An 18660-nucleotide genomic window follows, 5' to 3' on the forward strand; every position below is an offset into this window, starting at 1 on the left:
AGTGTCACTTTTTGGGTTAATATACAATTTGTAAGTGTACATTATTCCATCTGAATTGACCTTTTTAAAAGCGTTTGTGTAATTATAATCACCGATTTTTTCTGTGTGATTACAGCTGAAATTGATTAAAAGTGCAAAAAAATATTATTTTTTTCAAATTTCTAGTTATTTATGTTTAAAACAAATCTAATAAAAATATATTTTGTTTTTTTCTTACAAAATAAAAAAGTACAGCTTTCACTGTACTTTTAAGATTTGATATATTATATTCAAAACTAAGAACTACAAGACAACATCGAACAACCTACTTTATTTCTTGCCCATTCCGGACGTTTAACAAACCATTTTTCTTGTTTTTTTTGTTCGGAATACGGGTTTTTTAAGAGATTGAAAAGTTCGTCAATCAGGTTGTAATCGCCTTTGTTGGCGGCATCGATAGCGAGTTGTGCCATGTAATTCCGTAATACATATTTTGGATTGACGCTGTTCATTTTTTCGGCACGTTCAGTATTGGTTGCTGTTTCTAATTGCAAACGCTCACTGTATTGGTTGAACCAATTGTCCCAGGCTTCTGTGATTTTTGGGAATTCTTCAATGGAATTGTAGAAAGCAGCTGCAATGATTTTTAATCCTTCTTCCGGTTTTTCTTTTTCAAACTGACTTAAATTTCGATAGAAAATGGTCATGTCGGTTTCGGTTAGGTGCAAATTGTTTTCTAATTCCTGAATGAGTTTTTGGTCGTTCTCATTTTGATTGAAAAGTCCAATTTTAGAACGCATCATGTCTAAATATTGGATTTCGAAATTAGTACCAAAATCAGCGAGGATTTTTTCCAAACCTTCGGCTTCGTTGATTAAAAGAAATAAAGCATTTGCCAATTGGTACAAATTCCAAAGGACAATATTGGGTTGGTTGCCGTAACGGTAGCGCTTGTGTTGGGAGTCGGTGGTGTTAGGTGTCCAACCGTAGTCGTAACCTTCGAGCCAGCCATAAGGACCGTAATCGATGGTGAGTCCCAAAATGGACATATTATCAGTATTCATTACGCCGTGAACAAAACCTACCCGTTGCCAATGAATAACCATTTTCAGACTTTTTTCGGCGACTTTTCCGAAAAATTGCAGATAGCTCTCTTTAGAAGGTTCTCCTAATTCCGGGTAAAAATGTTTGATGGTATAATCAGTCAGTGTTTTTAGAGTTTGCACATCTTTACGTGCGGATAAGATTTGGTAGTTTCCAAAACGTAAAAAACTAGGTGCAATACGACTTACAATAGCTCCTTTTTCATAAGCCGGATTTCCATTGTAAAGGATGTCTCTTAGAACTTTGTCACCGGATAAAGCGAGAGACAACGCTCTTGTGGTAGGAACGCCCAAGTGAAACATGGCTTCGCTGCACAAATATTCACGAATGGAGGATCGCAAAACGGCTAAGCCATCAGCGGTTCTGGAATAGGGTGTTTTTCCGGCGCCTTTGAGTTGGATAGCCCATCGTTTATTGTTGTGAACGATTTCGGTTAAATTGATGGCACGTCCGTCGCCTAATTGTCCAGCCCAGTTTCCAAACTGATGTCCGCCGTAACACATGGCATAAGGTTGTGTATTTGCCAAAACTTCATTTCCGGTAAATACATTTCTAAATTCCTCGGATTGTGTATCTGTTTCTGATAATCCTAAGTTTTCGAGCATTTCTGGGGAAACGTGAATGATTTGGGGATTGGCAGTTTTTACGGGTGTTACAAATGAAAAACAAGCCTGCTCCACCTGTCTGACGTAGTTTTCGGTAATGGAGTCGGCGGGTAATTCTTTGTTGAATGTATCTTGGATGTTGAGTTTCATTGTGATTGTAATTATTGGTATTACAAAGTTAGCATTTATATTCACCATTAAGAAATTAAGGCGATTAAGAGTTTTTTTGAATGATATAAGTCATATAAGCTTATTTTACGAATTAAGGCTTTTAAAAGTTAATATAAGTTGTGAAAGATTAGGGAAGACTTAATCACTTTAATTTCTTAATGGTGAAAAAACGTTGCTTTTTGCGTAAGGGATAGCAGTGGAAATCCTTTTATTTTTCTTTGAAAAAAGAAGAAAAATAAAAGATTGAAATGGATAGCCCGACCCTACCGGAACGAAGTGGAGGCAGGGATACGCCCAAATGCTTTTTTGAGAAGTCTTAGTTTGCTGTTAAAAATAGGTGAGATTTTCTAAATTAAACTATCTTTGCCAGCCGAACAATCGGAAGAAAAATCGCAGTATGAAGTTTGATTTATTACAAAAAGACCCACTTTCTAAAGCCAGGGCGGGAAGTATTACTACAGATCACGGTGTTATTGAAACGCCTATTTTTATGCCGGTAGGAACGGTTGCCTCGGTAAAAGGCGTGCATCAGAGAGAATTGAAAGAGGATATTAATCCGGATATTATTCTGGGAAATACCTATCATTTGTATTTGCGTCCGCAAACTAAAATTTTAGAAGCCGCGGGTGGTTTGCATAAATTCATGAATTGGGATCGTAATATTTTGACGGATTCTGGAGGTTATCAGGTGTATTCGCTTTCGAATAGCCGAAAAATTAAGGAAGAAGGGGTTAAGTTTAAATCGCATATTGATGGTTCTTATCATACGTTTACACCAGAGAACGTAATGGAAATTCAGCGTACTATTGGTGCTGATATCATTATGGCTTTTGACGAATGTACGCCTTATCCGTGCGATTATAATTATGCCAAACGTTCGATGCACATGACCCATCGTTGGTTAGATCGTTGTATTAATCATTTGGATAAAGTACCGGTAAAATACGGTTATGATCAGGCTTTTTTTCCTATTGTTCAGGGAAGTACCTATAAAGATTTACGACGACAGTCGGCAGAATATATTGCTAATTCCGGTCAGGTAGGAAATGCCATTGGGGGACTTTCGGTGGGAGAACCTGCTGAGGAAATGTATGCGATGACGGAGGTAGTTACTGAAATTTTACCAGAAGAAAAACCAAGATATTTAATGGGTGTGGGAACGCCAATTAATATTTTGGAAAATATTGCTTTGGGGATTGATATGTTTGATTGTGTAATGCCTACTCGTAACGCCCGAAATGGAATGTTGTTTACGGCTAATGGGACTATCAATATCAAGAATAAAAAATGGGAGGATGATTTTTCTCCAATTGATGAAATGGGAATTACCTTTGTAGATACAGAATATTCTAAAGCCTATTTGCGTCACCTTTTTGCTGCTAATGAGTATCTAGGGAAGCAAATTGCTACGATCCACAATTTAGGGTTCTATATGTGGTTAGTGCGAGAAGCTAGAAAGCATATTATAGCTGGTGATTTTAGACCTTGGAAAGAAATGATGGTTAAAAATATGAGTCAACGTTTGTAAATTAGTGGATTTGGTTGTTTAATAGAAACTATAGATAACTAAATTAACGATTAACCGAATATACTTTTTATGTTAACAATATTAGATAAGTACATCCTAAAAAGATATTTGGCCACTTTTGGGGCTATGTTATTGATGTTTATCCCAATTGGGATTATCATTGATGTTTCGGAGAAGATTAATAAAATGATTGAGAATAAGGTGCCTTTTATTAAAATTGCAACTTATTACTATCATTTTACGATTTATTTTGCAAATGCCTTGTTTCCCATATTTCTTTTTTTATCAATTATTTGGTTTACGTCAAAACTGGCTAATAATACCGAAATTATAGCTATTTTAAGTTCTGGAATCTCATTTACACGTTTTTTACGTCCCTTTATTATTGGTGCAACAATAGTTTCCATTGGAGTTTTATTGATGGGCTTTTATGTCGTTCCCAGTGCTAGTGAAGGTTTTAATAATTTTAGGTATACTTATTTAAAATCTGGTGGGAGAGAGCAAATGGCAGGCGATAATACGGATGTGTATAGACAACTGAATGATAAGGAGTTTTTATATGTGAGTAATTTTAATCCAACTTCAAAAATGGCCTTCAATTTTGCATTGGAGCGATTTGATAAAGAAAAAATGGTTTCAAAAATTACCGCTAGTAGAATTAAATTTAATGAAAAAGACAGTACTTATACTTTGTATGATTATACTAAAAGAACTGTTGGTAAACTGGGAGATAAACTTGAAATTTTGCCAGAAAAGAATGTTAAGTTTAAATTTGAATTGGAAGATTTAACCCCCGTGGTTTATATTGCTGAGACCTTACGATTGGATAAATTATTTGATTTTATTGATAAGGAAAAAAAACGTGGTTCTTCGAATATAAACGTGTACATGGTCGTTTTGTATAAAAAGTTTAGTGTTCCTGTATCGGCTTTTATTTTAACCGTTATTGCTGTTGCTGTTTCCTCTATGAAGCGCAGGGGAGGAATGGGTATGAATTTGACCATAGGAATTGCTGTTGCTTTTGGATTTGTATTTTTTGATAAAATTTTCGGTGTTCTTGCTGAAAAATCTACTTTTTCACCTTTTTTAGCGGTATGGTTTTCTAATATTATTTTTGGAATTCTGGCTGTATATTTATTGCGCAATGCCAAACGATAGACTTAAAAGTTATCTTAATCTCCATTTAATTGTTTTTATTTGGGGGTTTACAGCCATTTTAGGCGCTTTAATTACTATTGCTGCCGATGTTATTGTTTGGTATCGAATGCTTTTAGCTAGTTTGTTTTTGGCTATTTACATTATCTTTTCAAAGAAATCATTTCAAATACCTTGGAGTTCTTTATGGCAGTTAGGTTTTGTAGGCTTACTGATTGCATTGCATTGGATTTTCTTTTTTCATGCCATTCATGTTTCTAATGTATCGATAACTTTATCCGTTTTTTCATTAGGAGCTTTTCTAGCTTCTTTGTTAGAACCTTTGTTCTATGGTAGAAAAGTACTCTGGTACGAAGTATTCTTTGGCTTGATTATTATTGTGGCACTGACTAAAATCATGCATATTGAGGAGGTTTATTTTCAAGGAATGATTTATGCATTGGTTTCTATTGTTTTAGGAGTTTTGTTTACTTTATACAACGGAAAGTTGATTCAAAAGCACGATTCGGCCGTGATTACTTTTTATGAGTTTTTAGCGGGGATGTTTTTTATTAGTCTTTATTTTATTTGGGAAAATAAATTTACGCTGTCTTTTTTCAACGTTTCCACTAATGATTGGATTTTGATTTTGGTTTTGTCTTCTGTTTGTACTGCTTACGCTTTTACAGCATCGGTAAAAGTAATGAAACAATTAAGTCCTTATACTGTAATGTTAACTACTAATTTGGAACCTGTTTATGGTATTCTATTGGCGTATTTTATTATTGGCGGTAAAGAAAAGATGAAAGGCGATTTTTACATAGGTGCCTTAGTAATAATAGCTGTAGTGATTTTAAATGGAATTTTAAAACACCAACGAGCTCTAAAATTAAAAGCAAATAATAGTGATTAAGGGCAGCTTTTTCCTTAGTTGCTGAATTTTAGCATATTTCCCTCATAATAATTATAAAGAAAATGAAGAAAATTATTTTTATGAAGCCTGTAATTAATTTTTTTATTATAGGATTATTAATTACTACGCTGAGCCGTTTTGTATTGTTTTTGCTTTTTAAAGAGCGTGTGATGCAAACACCTGATTATTGGATGATTTTTCCAATTGGTTTGCGTATGGATACTATTTTATTGTGTTACATCTCATTTTTGCCTACTTTATTATTATCGGTTTTGCCAGATAACTATTTGCAAAAAATAAAAAGATTTTTCAGTTTCTATTTTATAACTTTTCTATTTCTGTTGTTCTTTATGGAACTGGCGAGTTATGATTTTATCCACGAATACGATACGCGACCTAATAAATTATTTATTGATTATTTGATTTACCCTAAAGAAGTAGTAGGGACTTTGGTAAAGAGTTATATGGCTTCGATGGTATTTTCATTTGTAGTCTTAACTCTGGCTTTTTATTTTGCTTTTAAGAAAGCGCCAAAATGGTTTTATCCTAAGTTTGTGGCTTATCGTAGCAAATTAATTTTATTTCCTTTAATTGCTTTTTTACTGTTTTTTGGAGCGCGCTCCAGTTTGGTTTCTAAAAGACCTATCAACGCGAGTAATGCTATTTTTTCTACTGATCAATTGACAAATACTTTGGGTTTGAATTCTTTGTATACTGTTGGTTTTGCTTTGTATTCGGTTAAAAACGAAGGCAATGCAGCTAAAATGTATGGAAAAATGGACGAAAAGGAAGCTATTGAACGAGTAAAAAAGTATATGAATGTTCCAGAGTCTAGTTTTACGGATGCCGAAATTCCTTTGATGCATTTGCAAAAAGCGGATACAACTTTTGAAAGACCTTATAATGTGGTAATCTTTTTGCAAGAAAGTTTAGGGGCAGAATATGTGGGAAGTTTAGGCGGTTTACCATTAACTCCGGAGTTTGATAAACTGACTAAAGAGGGAATGTTATTTACCAATTTGTATTGTACTGGAACCAGAAGTGTAAGAGGGATTGAAGCAGTGGTTACAGGATTTCTTCCTTCGCCTTCTGAGAGTGTGGTGAAATTGAGTAATTCACAAACAGGTTTTTATACCTTGGCTGAAAATTTACGTGAGAAAGGTTATCAAACCAGTTTTATCTATGGTGGAATGGCTAATTTTGATAATATGGCTGCTTTTTTTAATGGAAATGGGTTTAGTAAAATTATCGATGAAAAGGATTATGATGCGAGCAAAGCAGCTTTCAAAGGTACTTGGGGATATTCAGATGAAGATTTAGTGGCTAAAGCAAACTCTTATTTTAAATCGATGGGAGATAAACCATTCTTTTCATTGATGTTTTCTACTTCTAATCATGAGCCATTCGAATTTCCTGATGGAAGAATTCAATTGTATGATAAAAAGAAAAATACGGTAAACAATGCCATGAAATATGCTGATTTTTCTATTGGTAAGTTTTTTGAAATGGCTAAAAAAGAAGCTTATTTTAAAAACACTATTTTCTTAGTTATTGCAGATCACAATACAAGGACTTATGGAAAAAATTTAGTTCCTATTAATAAGTTTCATATTCCAGCATTGTTGATAGGACCTAATGTCCCTAAAAGTGCTACATATTCAAAATTATGTAGTCAAATAGATATCGCGCCAACTTTGCTTAATTTTATAGGAATGGATATTAATAATCCAATGCCAGGTAGAAACCTAATGCAATTAGGAGCAGAAGTTCCAGGTAGATCCATTATGCAATTTCACGATAATAATGCATTTCGCATTGAAAATCAGGTGGTTATTTTGCAGCCTAATAAAGAGCCTTTGCAATTTGAAATGAAAAATGATACAGTTTTGATTCCTACTAAATTAAATAAGGAGATGGCTAAAGATGCTTTAGCACATATTACTACTGCTTCTTATCTGTATAAAGAGAGAAAATACAAAATGAAAGCTCAGAAATAACTTTTAAAGCAGTTTTTTAGTTGTTGAAATTCAATTAAATAAGGTTTTGAATGTCTTATGCTGGAGAATAATAGAATAGATTGTATCTTTGCTGAGTATTACTAAAATGAAAAATAAGCGGGTGTAAATGATTTAAAATTTTATATTTGCACTTCCAAATAAAATAATAACGCACAAATCCTATGGAATATTTAGATTTTGAGCTTCCAATAAAAGAACTAGAAGATCAGTTAGAAAAATGTCAAGTTATTGGGCAAGAATCAGAAGTTGATGTTACAACTACTTGTAATCAAATCAATAAAAAACTGATTGAGACCAAAAAGAATATTTACGAAAATCTTACAGCATGGCAACGTGTGCAACTATCAAGGCATCCAAGTCGTCCTTATACATTAGATCACGTTAGAGGATTATGCGGAGATACTTTCTTAGAACTTCACGGAGATCGCGGGTTTAAAGATGATAAAGCAATGATTGGTGGTCTTGGAAAAATTGGTGGTCAATCTTTTATGATTATTGGTCAACAAAAAGGTTTCAATACTAAAACACGTCAGTATAGAAATTTTGGGATGGCAAATCCAGAAGGTTACCGCAAAGCTTTACGATTAATGAAAATGGCGGAGAAGTTTGGAATTCCTGTAATTACTTTAATAGATACTCCGGGAGCTTATCCAGGTTTAGAAGCTGAAGAGCGCGGACAAGGAGAAGCAATTGCTAGAAATATTTATGAAATGGTTTTACTAAAAGTGCCAATTATTACCATTATTGTTGGTGAAGGTGCTTCTGGTGGTGCATTAGGAATTGGAGTAGGAGACCGCGTGTATATGTTAGAAAATACTTGGTACTCTGTTATTTCTCCAGAATCTTGTTCTTCTATTTTGTGGAAAAGCTGGGAGTATAAAGAAAAAGCAGCCGAAGCATTAAAGTTGACTTCTGCTGATATGAAAAAGCAAGAATTAATAGATGATATTATTCCAGAACCACTAGGTGGAGCTCATTATGATAGAGAAACTACTTTTAAAACAGTAGAAAAATATATTCTAAAAGGATACAACGAGTTGAAAAAATTATCAACAGCTGACCTTATTGCTCAGAGAATGGATAAATACACTAAAATGGGTGAGTTTAAAGAATAACAAATCTATTTTTAAATTATAATCCGTCTCGTTTACAAACGAGACGGATTTTTTTATGGTTATAAACAAAAAACACATAGTTATAAACATATTCTTGTAATAACTAAACTGTGTTTTTTTTAAAATTTGTGTTACTTTCGTGATATGGAAAATTTCAAGAATGTTAAGCCTGTAAAGGTGGATAAAACGACTATTATAAATCTAGAGAAAGGAAAGTTACCTCCGCAAGTGATTGAATTAGAGGAAGCTGTGCTAGGTGCAATGATGATTGATAAAAAAGGGGTTGATGATGTTATTGATATCTTACAGCCTGATGCATTCTATAAAGAATCTCATAAACATATTTTTGAAGCAATTGTTCAATTGTTTACAGAAACACAACCTATTGACTTATTAACAGTATCTGCGCAGTTAAAAAAGAATGGGAAATTAGAGTTAGCTGGTGGTGATTTTTACCTGATTCAGCTTACGCAAAAAATATCTTCTTCGGCACATATTGAGTTTCACTCGAGGATTATTCTTCAAAAATTTATTCAACGTAGTTTGATTCGTATTTCGTCTGAAATTATCGAAGATTCTTATGATGAAACTACTGATGTTTTTGATTTATTGGATAAAGCCGAATCTAAACTTTACGAAGTTACACAAGGGAATATTAAACGTAGTTCCGAAACAGCTCAAAGTTTAGTATTGCAAGCCAAAAAGAAAATTGAGGAAATTAGTAAGCAAGAAGGTTTAAGTGGAGTAGAAACTGGTTTCACTAACTTAGATAAACTTACTTCAGGATGGCAACCGAGTGATTTGATTATTATAGCTGCTAGACCAGCGATGGGTAAAACAGCATTTGTCTTGTCTATGGCTAGAAATATGGCTATTGATTACGGACATCCAGTGGCTATTTTCTCTCTAGAGATGGCTTCGGTACAGTTGATTACTCGTTTGATTTCGTCAGAAACAGGTTTGTCTTCTGAAAAATTACGTACAGGTAAATTGGAACCACATGAGTGGACAATGTTAAGTACAAAAGTTAAGGATTTAGAAAAAGCCCCTTTGTTTATTGATGATACTCCTTCACTTTCCATTTTCGATTTGAGAGCAAAAGCAAGGCGTTTGGCATCACAACACGGAATTAAAATCATTATCATCGATTATTTACAGTTAATGACTGCAGGTGGAAATGGTAAAGGCGGTGGGAACCGTGAGCAAGAGATTTCAACAATTTCACGAAATTTAAAAGCTTTAGCTAAAGAGTTAAATGTTCCGGTAATTGCACTTTCTCAGTTATCGCGTGCCGTTGAAACACGTGGTTCCAGTAAAAGACCTTTGCTTTCTGACCTTCGTGAATCGGGGGCTATTGAGCAGGATGCCGATATTGTATCGTTCCTGTACCGTCCTGAATATTATAAAATTGACGAATGGGATGATGATGAAGCGGCACCTACTGCTGGACAAGCCGAAATTATGATTGCTAAACACCGTAATGGTGGAATTGAAAACGTTCGTTTGAAATTCTTAGGGCACCTCGGTAAGTTTGACAATTTAGATGATTATAGTAGCGGTTTTGATGATGATTTACCGTCTTCAATGAATCAAGATGACAATTCGTTTATTACTAAAAACTTACCTTCACCTCATGAAGCATTTGGAAGTAATTTGAATGATGACGATGACGACGATATGCCATTTTAATTTAAAGCGCTATATTTGAAATAAAACATTCCAATGCTTTTTAGAAAAATAGCCATTCTTACTATTGTTTTAGTTTCTTTCTCTGTGAAAGCGTCTTTTATTTTGTTGCCAATGGATGAAAATTCACAGCAAAATCATTTAAAAGCTTATGGGATTACCTATTGGTGTTTGGATAAAAAGTATAAAGCAAGTTGGTTGCTAAACTATCGTGGTGGTTCTTTTTTATTACCAGATGCAACTGAAATTAGGAAAGAATGTCAAATTAGAGGTGTTAGTTTCGAAGTCCTTTCAGATTCGGAGGAACAGTCTATTTTAAACGAAATTGCAAGTCCATCACAAAATATGGAAAATGTAATTTTAGAAAAAGCACCTAAAATTGCAGTTTACACTCCAAAAGGAAAACAACCTTGGGATGACGCAGTTACTTTGGTCTTAACGTATGCTGAAATTCCTTTTACCGCTATTTATGATGAAGAAGTTTTAAGCGATCAATTAGTGCTTTACGATTGGTTGCATTTGCATCATGAAGATTTTACGGGACAATATGGTAAATTTTATGGTTCCTATCGAAATGTACCTTGGTATATCGAACAAAAAAAGGAAGCTGAAAATTTGGCAAGTCAATTAGGATTTGCAAAAGTTTCAGAAGAAAAAGGAGCTGTAGCCAAAAAAATTAGAGATTTTGTTATTGGTGGGGGATTTATGTTTGCCATGTGTTCTGCAACAGATAGTTTTGATATTGCTTTGTCAGCAGATGGCGTGGATATTTGCGAATCTATGTTTGATGGCGATCCTAGTGAAGCTAATTATCAGTCCAAATTGAATTATTCTAATACTTTTGCTTTCAAGGATTTTACTTTAGAAAGAAGGCCTGAAAAGTATGAGTTTTCAGATATTGATATGACTGAAAAAAGAATTGTTCCTATGGAGAAAGATTATTTTACCCTTATGGAATTTTCGGCTAAATGGGATCCTATTCCTAGTATGCTGTGTCAAAATCATACCCAATTGATAAAAGGTTTTATGGGACAAACTACTTCTTTTGATGATAAATTAGTGAAGTCTAACGTTTTGATTTTAGGAAGCTGTGAACTTAATGGTGAAGCCAGATACATTCATGGGCAGAAAGGAAAAGGAATGTTTACTTTTTTTGGGGGGCATGATCCAGAGGATTATCAGCATAAAGTTGGGGATCCACCAACAGTTTTAGATTTACATCCAAATTCTCCAGGATATCGATTGATTTTAAATAATGTGTTGTTTCCAGCAGCAAGAAAGAAAAAACAAAAAACCTGATGGCTATATTTCTTAATCGTCAATCTTTAGTTTATAATGGAAGCCGTTGATATCTGTTGCTATTATTTGGTTAGTGTCAATATGTTCGCTAATAATTTCAATTTCATTTTCGTCTTCTTTTTTTATAATTCCAATACCTATTTCTCCTTCTAAGTTAATTTCTCCTTTTACATTTTTACCATTATCATCTTCACCTGTAATTTTATGATTGTATTTTGAGTTGTTTGTTTTTGAGTAAAAGTAAAATTCATTTGAATGATTTGTATTTTTTTTATCGGTATATGCTGAAGTATAGTCTGTAATTTTGTCTATTTCTTTATCGGGATTGTAATCCTCATCTTTGCAAGAGATAAAGCAAAGTGTTATTGCTGTAAGGATAACTTTGTTGAAAGTATTGGTGTATCTCATAGCCTATTTGTTTTTTATCAATAGACAACTAGTGTGGTTTTAATCTATTTTAAAATATTGGTGTGTCAAATTTAAGGCTAAAAAAAACACTTTATTTACGGAAAACCGTAAAGTAAAGCGTTTTTAAATAAAAGTTTAAGGTATTTCTTTGTAATATTTTTTAACTGTTATATCAATCCCATGTCCTTTGCAAGAGCTATAAGATGTGCATTGTTGTTGGCTTTAAAATATGTTTTTAGCTTGTTTAGTCGTTTTTCTATGCTACTATTTCCATTTGGAAGTATTCCAGTATTTTTAAATTCTATTGCAATATCATTTATACTGAAACCTTTGGCTAATAATTTTAATAGAGAGATATCGTATTCGTCTATTTCAAGTATCATTTTTTTAGATATTAGTTCTAGATTTTTTTCAGGAAATACTATTGGACTGTCATTATTGTAAATAGTTTTTATGGCTTTTTTTAAATCCTCGATACTATTTCGTCCCTTTACTACATAGGCATTAATCGCTAGGGTTTGAAATAGAAATTTTATTTTAAAGGATTTGTCTTCTATAGAAAATAGAATTGTTTTAATGTCAGGTTGTATCTTTTTTACAGCTGCAATAAGTTCTTCTCCATTAAGAAGTTTGTTTTCTCGATGATCTTGTTTAAATGATAAATCACTTATAAGTAAGTCAAATGGCTTGTTTTCTAATTGTGCTCTTTTGATTTTGATGAGCGCATCATCGCAGTATTTTGCATAGTGAATTTCAATTACAGATAAGCTTTCTAAGGTTTGTATAACACTTTGTATTATAGAATCTATATCTTCGACAATTAATACTTTTTTGAACATAAATTTACATTTAGATTGGGATTGAAATGTTGATTTTAACACCTTTATCGGGTTTGCTATCAATTAAAAAGTCACCATTCAATATATTAATACGATTCTCAATATTTTGTAGCCCATTTTTTAGTATGTTTTTTTCAATAATGAAACCAATTCCATTGTCAAAATAATTTATTAATAGACTCTTTTCTTGCTGCTTAAATGAAATAATGACCACGTTAGACAGACTATGTTTTTTCATGTTAACTAAAAGTTCCTGTATCACTCGGTATATTGTGATTTTCTTTAAGCTATTTAAACTGTTCCAATCCACATTTTCTAAACCATTAATTATTGGGTTTATGGTATCACTTTTAAAACTGGATATCATTTCATATAAATTATTTTTAAAGAGTGTACCTGTTTCAATTAAACTATTTTCTCTGGAGATATTTCTGGTTGTAGAATAAATAGTTTCTAAATTCTCAAGTAGTTTTTCCGAATTACTGGGAGAGGATAAATCTTGTGTTTCTGCAAAATTGATGGTTTGATAGATATCATTAGCTAATTCGTCATGTAATTTTTTTGCAATTCTAGTTTCTGTGTTATAGGCTGTTTGAAGTTTTTCTTTTTTACTTTTTTGTATTAAGTAGTAATAAATAAATCCAGCAAGAATTATTATAAGTGTAAAGATGTAACCTGTAATAATGTTTTTGTTTTTTTCTACTTCTTCCTGTAATTCTTTTTCAGCTTTTAACTTTGTATTTTCTTCTTTTTCTTTTTTAGAATCGTATTTAAGTTTAGCGAAATAGTTTTTAGCTTTTTGCCTTATTTTAGTTATACTGTCGTTGATAGCAACATATTTTAAAGCATTTTTTTTTGACACATTTCCTTCAGTGTTTTTTATGAGCAAGCTTAAAGCAATCAAACGATCATCGGGATTGTTATATTCTGTTGCCTTTTGGTATAATAGTTCAGCATATTTTAAAGATTTTTGAGGATAACTTTTGTTGTAGTATTCATATAGATTGTAATAATTAGCGGTTAAATCATAATCATTATCCGCAGATGAATCCATATTTGAATTTAAATCTAATGATTTTTTTAAATAATAAATAGCTTTAGGATTATTGAGCTTCATATAGCAATAACCAATATCATTTAAAATGCCAGAGGTGTAATATCTGTTTTTTTTAGTTTCCTTGTTTTTTAATAGAGGGAGTAGTATTTGTAATGCTTTATTAAATTCTTTTTTTTCTTTATAAATATGACCAATATTTAATTGGTTTAGAGTGATATATTTTCATTTTTTGTGTAATCTCTAGCTTTATAATAATAAATAAGAGCATTATTATATTCTTTTGTAAAGCTGTAATTATTAGCTAACATTTCAAAAAACTTAAATTTATACCTTTGAGTATTAATGTTTTCTAATAAAGAGATAGTTTCCACTATACTATTTTCAGCACCTGAATAATCACCTTTCATTTGTTGGGATACTATAATTATAAACATTGTAGTAGCAAATTTCTTTAACTCTAATTTAGGACTAATATCAAGTCTTATTTTATTTGCATAATAGAATGCACTATCGTATTTATTGGTGTCATAAAAATCGTTTGCAAGTTGATAGTAATTATCAATTTGATGGGGCGTATATATTGATGGTACAATAGCCTTTTTTTTCTTTTCACAAGAACTGATAGAAAGGACAAAAATGGCAATTGTAAAGAATATTAGTTTTGGGAATAAACGTTGAAAATTCATATTTTAAAAATCTAGAACTAAAATACTATTTTTCTTAATAATGATTATTAGTTTTCTTATATTAATGTTTGTTTTTTTAGATTTATTATAAAAACAAAAAACCCCAATCTTTCGATTGAGGTTTTCTATATAAGTAAGTAATCCTAAATTGAGTTGATAAAACGTTTATTTTACTTTATTAAGTACAGCTTTGAAAGCTTCTGGGTGGTTCATAGCTAAATCAGCAAGAACTTTTCTGTTCAATTCGATTCCGTTAGCTTTAACTTTTCCCATGAATTGTGAATAAGACATTCCTTCTAAACGAGCTCCAGCGTTGATACGTTGAATCCATAAAGCACGGAAATTTCTTTTGTTCACTTTTCTATCGCGGTATGCATAGCACATTGCTTTTTCTACCGCATTCTTTGCAACTGTCCAAACGTTTTTACGTCTACCAAAGAAACCTTTGGCTTGCTTCATTATTTTTTTTCTTCTTGCTCTTTTAGCAACTGAATTTACCGATCTTGGCATAATTTTATTGTTTTTTTGTAGCAGGCGTCCCGAATTTAATCAAGGGAACTTATGGCCATACTCCAAGGTTATTGAAATTGTTTTAACCTAAAGAATTTCTTTAATTGACAATTATTTGTCTATTAGATAATTCTTAATTGTTGTTTGATGCTTTTCATATCTGTTGAGTGAACTAGCGCTGAGTGTGTCAAAGCTAATTTACGTTTTTTAGATTTTTTAGTCAAGATGTGACTTTTAAAAGCGTGTTTTCTTTTAATCTTTCCAGAACCAGTAACTTTAAAACGTTTCTTGGCGCTAGATTTGGTTTTCATTTTAGGCATTTTTTCCTAGTGTTTTAATTTATTCTTACTTACTTATTTTTGCGAGTTTGCAGTGCAAACACCATATTTTAGGTAACCTCTTTGTAAACAGATTACTTATTTCTTTTTCTTCGGAGCAATGAACATAATCATTCTCTTTCCCTCAAGAACCGGCATCGCTTCCACTTTACCAAATTCTTCTAAATCTGTAGCTAATCTTAATAATAAGATTTGACCTTGATCTTTATAAATGATTGAACGTCCTTTGAAGAATACAAAAGCTTTTAATTTAGCTCCTTCTTTTAAGAATTTTTCAGCGTTCTTTCTTTTAAACTCATAATCGTGCTCATCTGTTTGAGGACCAAAACGAATTTCTTTCACAGTAACCTGTGATGATTTTGCTTTCAAGATTTTGTCACGCTTTTTTTGCTCGTATACAAACTTCTTGTAATCCATAATTTTACAAACTGGTGGATCAGCATTAGGAGATATTTCAACTAAATCTAATTCGAATTCATCAGCTAGTCTTAAAGCTTCTGAAAGTTTAAAAACTCCAGGCTCAATGTTTTCTCCTACAAGACGTACTTCTTGTAGACCACGAATGTTGTTGTTGATTCTGTGGGCATCTTTTTTTTCTACGCGAGGTTGGTAACCTCTGTTGCTTCTTATTGCTATGGCTTTAAAATTTAAGTTAAACTGTAAATACTTTTAATGTTTTGTTCATTTCTTCGCTTACAATTGCAACAAACTCTTCAATTGTAACGGTGATATTTCCTTTTCCTTCTTGACCGTGACGACGGATTGAAATGCTTCCATTTTTCTCCTCTTCTTCACCTACAATCAGCATAAATGGGATTTTTTGCATCTCCGCATCCCTAATTTTCTTACCAATTGTTTCGTTTCGGTTGTCAATCAGCCCGCGAATTTCGTGATTTTCTAGCAAATCTAAAACTTTTTTAGCATATATTTCATATTTCTCACTCAAAGACAAGATAATAGCTTGTTCTGGCATAAGCCAAAGAGGGAAATTTCCTGCTGTATGTTCTAGTAAAATAGCTATAAATCGTTCCATAGAACCAAATGGGGCTCTGTGGATCATTACGGGACGATGTAATTCATTATCAGAGCCTTTGTATGTCAATTCAAAACGTTCTGGTAGGTTGTAATCTACTTGTATGGTTCCTAATTGCCATTGTCTTCCTAGGGCATCTTTTACCATGAAATCTAGTTTTGGACCATAGAATGCCGCTTCACCATATTCAACTACGGTATTTAAACCTTTGTCTTTTGCAGCATTTATGATTGCGTTCTCTGCTTTCTCCCAGTTTTCATCTGTTCCAATGTATTTTTCTCTGTTCTCTTGGTCTCTTAATGAGATTTGAGCAGTAAAATCTTCAAAACCTAATGAACCAAAAACGTAAAGTACAAGATCGATTACTTTTTTAAATTCTTCATCTAATTGTTCTGGAGTACAAAAGATATGTGCATCATCTTGAGTAAACCCTCTTACACGAGTCAAACCATGTAATTCACCTGACTGTTCATATCTGTATACTGTGCCAAATTCGGCATAGCGTTTAGGTAGGTCTTTATATGACCATGGTCTTACATTGTAAATCTCACAGTGGTGAGGACAGTTCATTGGTTTTAATAAGAACTCTTCTCCTTCAGCCGGAGTATTTATAGGCTGGAAGCTATCTGCACCATATTTAGCATAGTGACCAGAAGTAACATAAAGTTCTTTTTGGCCTATATGTGGAGTAACTACTTGTTCGTATCCTGCTTTCTTTTGTGCTCTTTTTAGAAATTGTTCTAATCTATCTCTTAATGCAGCTCCTTTTGGTAGCCATAAAGGCAAGCCTTGGCCTACTTTTTGAGAAAAAGCAAACAACTCTAATTCTTTACCTAGTTTTCTGTGGTCACGACGTTTTGCTTCTTCAAGCAAAGCTAGGTATTCAGTAAGTTCTTTTTGTTTAGGAAACGATGTTCCGTATACACGTGTTAATTGCTTGTTTTTTTCGTCACCACGCCAGTAAGCGCCTGCAACACTCATTACTTTCATGGCTTTGATAAGTCCTGTATTTGGGATGTGTCCTCCGCGACATAAGTCAGTAAAAGTATCATGGTCGCAAAAAGTAATTGTTCCGTCTTCTAGATTCGAAATCAATTCTGTTTTGTAAACATTGTCTTTGTATAATTCTAGAGCTTCTGCTTTAGTAACAGGGCGTAATTTGAATTCATGCTTTCCTCTTGAGATTTCAAGGACTCTTTCTTCAATTTTCTTAAAATCAGCTTCGGTAATTTTTTGATCTTCAAAATCTACATCATAATAGAATCCGTTTGCAATTGCAGGTCCAAGAGTTAATTTGATACCAGGGTACATTTCCTCTAGAACTTGTGCCATTACGTGTGAAGTTGAATGCCAGAAAGCTTTTTTTCCTTCTTGGTCGTTCCATGTGTATAATGTAAGACTTCCATCCGTGGTCAATGGAGTTACTGTTTCTACAGTTGTACCGTTAAAAGAAGCCGAAATTACATTTCTTGCAAATCCTTCGCTAATGCTTTTAGCAACATCCATCGGAGTTACGCTTGGCGCATACTCTCTAACTGACCCATCGGGCAAAGTAATCTTAATCATTGTTAGTTTAATTTTGAGAGTGCAAATATAGAGTATTAGAAAAATACATACAATATATATGTAAGGTTTGTTTATTTATGTTAGCAGTAGTTTTAGTGTTATACTATTGTAGATGTGGAATTTTTTTTATGGAGCTATTTCCTGCTATCCGCTTCAATCTTACTCGCCGAACCCCGGCAAGTAAGGATTTTCGCTGCTATCAGGGCTAGGGAATAGTGTTTACAAGAAAAATATCCTTTATTATTTAGGGTAAAGAATGGTGTTTGAGTTAAAAACTCTCTGCATATTGATGGTGAATCTTCTCGAAATGCGACAAGACAACTGTCTAAATTCTTACAAATGATAAAAAGGTTAAAATCCAAGTTGTGTATTTTCAGTGAGTTAAAAAAAAGATTAAAAATAGTTGGTTAAAAAGTATTGAATAACGGTATAGAGTGACTACTTTTGCACCCGCAACAACGAACACGTTCACTGAGAGACTGGCAAGAAAAACGAATTTAAATCAAATGAAAGTTTGGTAAAAAAAGTTCAAAAAAAGCTTGCGAGGAATTAATTTACGTTTTACATTTGCACCCCGCAAAAGCGGCAAGTTAATTGAAATACTGACAAGGAAGATGGAGTTAAGCTTCGAGAAATAAATCGAAAAAAAACTTTAAATTTTTCTTGCGAGT

General features: G+C 32.9%; 16 protein-coding genes. 7 read left to right on the top strand and 9 right to left on the bottom strand.

Going from position 1 to position 18660, the window contains the following annotated elements; translation table 11 throughout:
- Window positions 1-275 precede the first annotated feature (275 nt).
- Window positions 276-1838: a protein adenylyltransferase SelO gene (locus AC4FRF_RS08815; protein ID WP_491159125.1), complete on the bottom strand. Its 1563-nt coding sequence runs from the start codon at window positions 1836-1838 to the stop codon at window positions 276-278.
- 418 nt (window positions 1839-2256) lie between these two features.
- Here AC4FRF_RS08815 and tgt point away from each other — a divergent pair, with 418 nt between their 5' ends.
- The 7 genes from tgt (at window position 2257) to AC4FRF_RS08850 (ending at window position 11552) form a co-directional block, all read left to right on the top strand.
- Window positions 2257-3387 (top strand): tRNA guanosine(34) transglycosylase Tgt, encoded by a 1131-nt coding sequence (gene tgt / locus AC4FRF_RS08820; protein ID WP_491159126.1) that lies wholly within the window; start codon window positions 2257-2259, stop codon window positions 3385-3387.
- 69 nt (window positions 3388-3456) lie between these two features.
- A complete protein-coding gene (locus tag AC4FRF_RS08825) occupies window positions 3457-4545 on the top strand; it encodes an LptF/LptG family permease (RefSeq protein WP_491159128.1) in 1089 nt (362 codons plus the stop codon).
- Window positions 4532-5434, top strand: coding sequence for a DMT family transporter (locus tag AC4FRF_RS08830; protein WP_491159129.1), 903 nt, complete (start codon window positions 4532-4534; stop codon window positions 5432-5434). The genes AC4FRF_RS08825 and AC4FRF_RS08830 overlap by 14 nt, the downstream gene beginning before the upstream one ends.
- 62 nt (window positions 5435-5496) lie before the next feature.
- A complete protein-coding gene (locus AC4FRF_RS08835) occupies window positions 5497-7431 on the top strand; it encodes an LTA synthase family protein (protein ID WP_491159130.1) in 1935 nt (644 codons plus the stop codon).
- 182 nt (window positions 7432-7613) lie between these two features.
- The gene (locus tag AC4FRF_RS08840) at window positions 7614-8567 is read left to right on the top strand and encodes an acetyl-CoA carboxylase carboxyltransferase subunit alpha (protein WP_491159131.1); all 954 of its coding nucleotides are present in this window, start codon (window positions 7614-7616) and stop codon (window positions 8565-8567) included.
- Between the two features lie 144 nt (window positions 8568-8711).
- Window positions 8712-10256, top strand: coding sequence for a replicative DNA helicase (dnaB, locus tag AC4FRF_RS08845; protein ID WP_491159132.1), 1545 nt, complete (start codon window positions 8712-8714; stop codon window positions 10254-10256).
- A 33-nt stretch (window positions 10257-10289) separates the two neighbouring features.
- Window positions 10290-11552 (top strand): asparagine synthetase B, encoded by a 1263-nt coding sequence (locus tag AC4FRF_RS08850; protein WP_491159133.1) that lies wholly within the window; start codon window positions 10290-10292, stop codon window positions 11550-11552.
- A 12-nt stretch (window positions 11553-11564) separates the two neighbouring features.
- Here AC4FRF_RS08850 and AC4FRF_RS08855 read toward each other — a convergent pair whose 3' ends face one another.
- From AC4FRF_RS08855 to thrS, 8 genes are all read right to left on the bottom strand, one after another.
- Window positions 11565-11960 (bottom strand): hypothetical protein, encoded by a 396-nt coding sequence (locus AC4FRF_RS08855; RefSeq protein WP_491159135.1) that lies wholly within the window; start codon window positions 11958-11960, stop codon window positions 11565-11567.
- Between the two features lie 167 nt (window positions 11961-12127).
- Window positions 12128-12799, bottom strand: coding sequence for a helix-turn-helix transcriptional regulator (locus tag AC4FRF_RS08860; protein ID WP_491159136.1), 672 nt, complete (start codon window positions 12797-12799; stop codon window positions 12128-12130).
- A gap of 10 nt (window positions 12800-12809) precedes the next feature.
- Window positions 12810-13853 (bottom strand): sensor histidine kinase, encoded by a 1044-nt coding sequence (locus AC4FRF_RS08865; protein ID WP_491159137.1) that lies wholly within the window; start codon window positions 13851-13853, stop codon window positions 12810-12812.
- 209 nt (window positions 13854-14062) lie between these two features.
- Entirely contained in the window at window positions 14063-14542 is a 480-nt protein-coding gene (locus AC4FRF_RS08870; protein WP_491159138.1) for a hypothetical protein, read from the bottom strand.
- A gap of 165 nt (window positions 14543-14707) precedes the next feature.
- Entirely contained in the window at window positions 14708-15052 is a 345-nt protein-coding gene (gene rplT, locus AC4FRF_RS08875) for a 50S ribosomal protein L20 (RefSeq protein ID WP_035633036.1), read from the bottom strand.
- A 122-nt stretch (window positions 15053-15174) separates the two neighbouring features.
- Window positions 15175-15372: a 50S ribosomal protein L35 gene (gene rpmI / locus AC4FRF_RS08880; protein WP_007810722.1), complete on the bottom strand. Its 198-nt coding sequence runs from the start codon at window positions 15370-15372 to the stop codon at window positions 15175-15177.
- 96 nt (window positions 15373-15468) lie between these two features.
- Entirely contained in the window at window positions 15469-16026 is a 558-nt protein-coding gene (infC, locus tag AC4FRF_RS08885; protein ID WP_491159144.1) for a translation initiation factor IF-3, read from the bottom strand.
- Window positions 16027-16042: 16 nt separating this feature from the next.
- Window positions 16043-17989: a threonine--tRNA ligase gene (gene thrS / locus AC4FRF_RS08890; RefSeq protein WP_491159139.1), complete on the bottom strand. Its 1947-nt coding sequence runs from the start codon at window positions 17987-17989 to the stop codon at window positions 16043-16045.
- Between the last annotated feature and the right edge of the window lie 671 nt (window positions 17990-18660).

The organism is Flavobacterium sp. ST-158 (genome assembly GCF_058309975.1).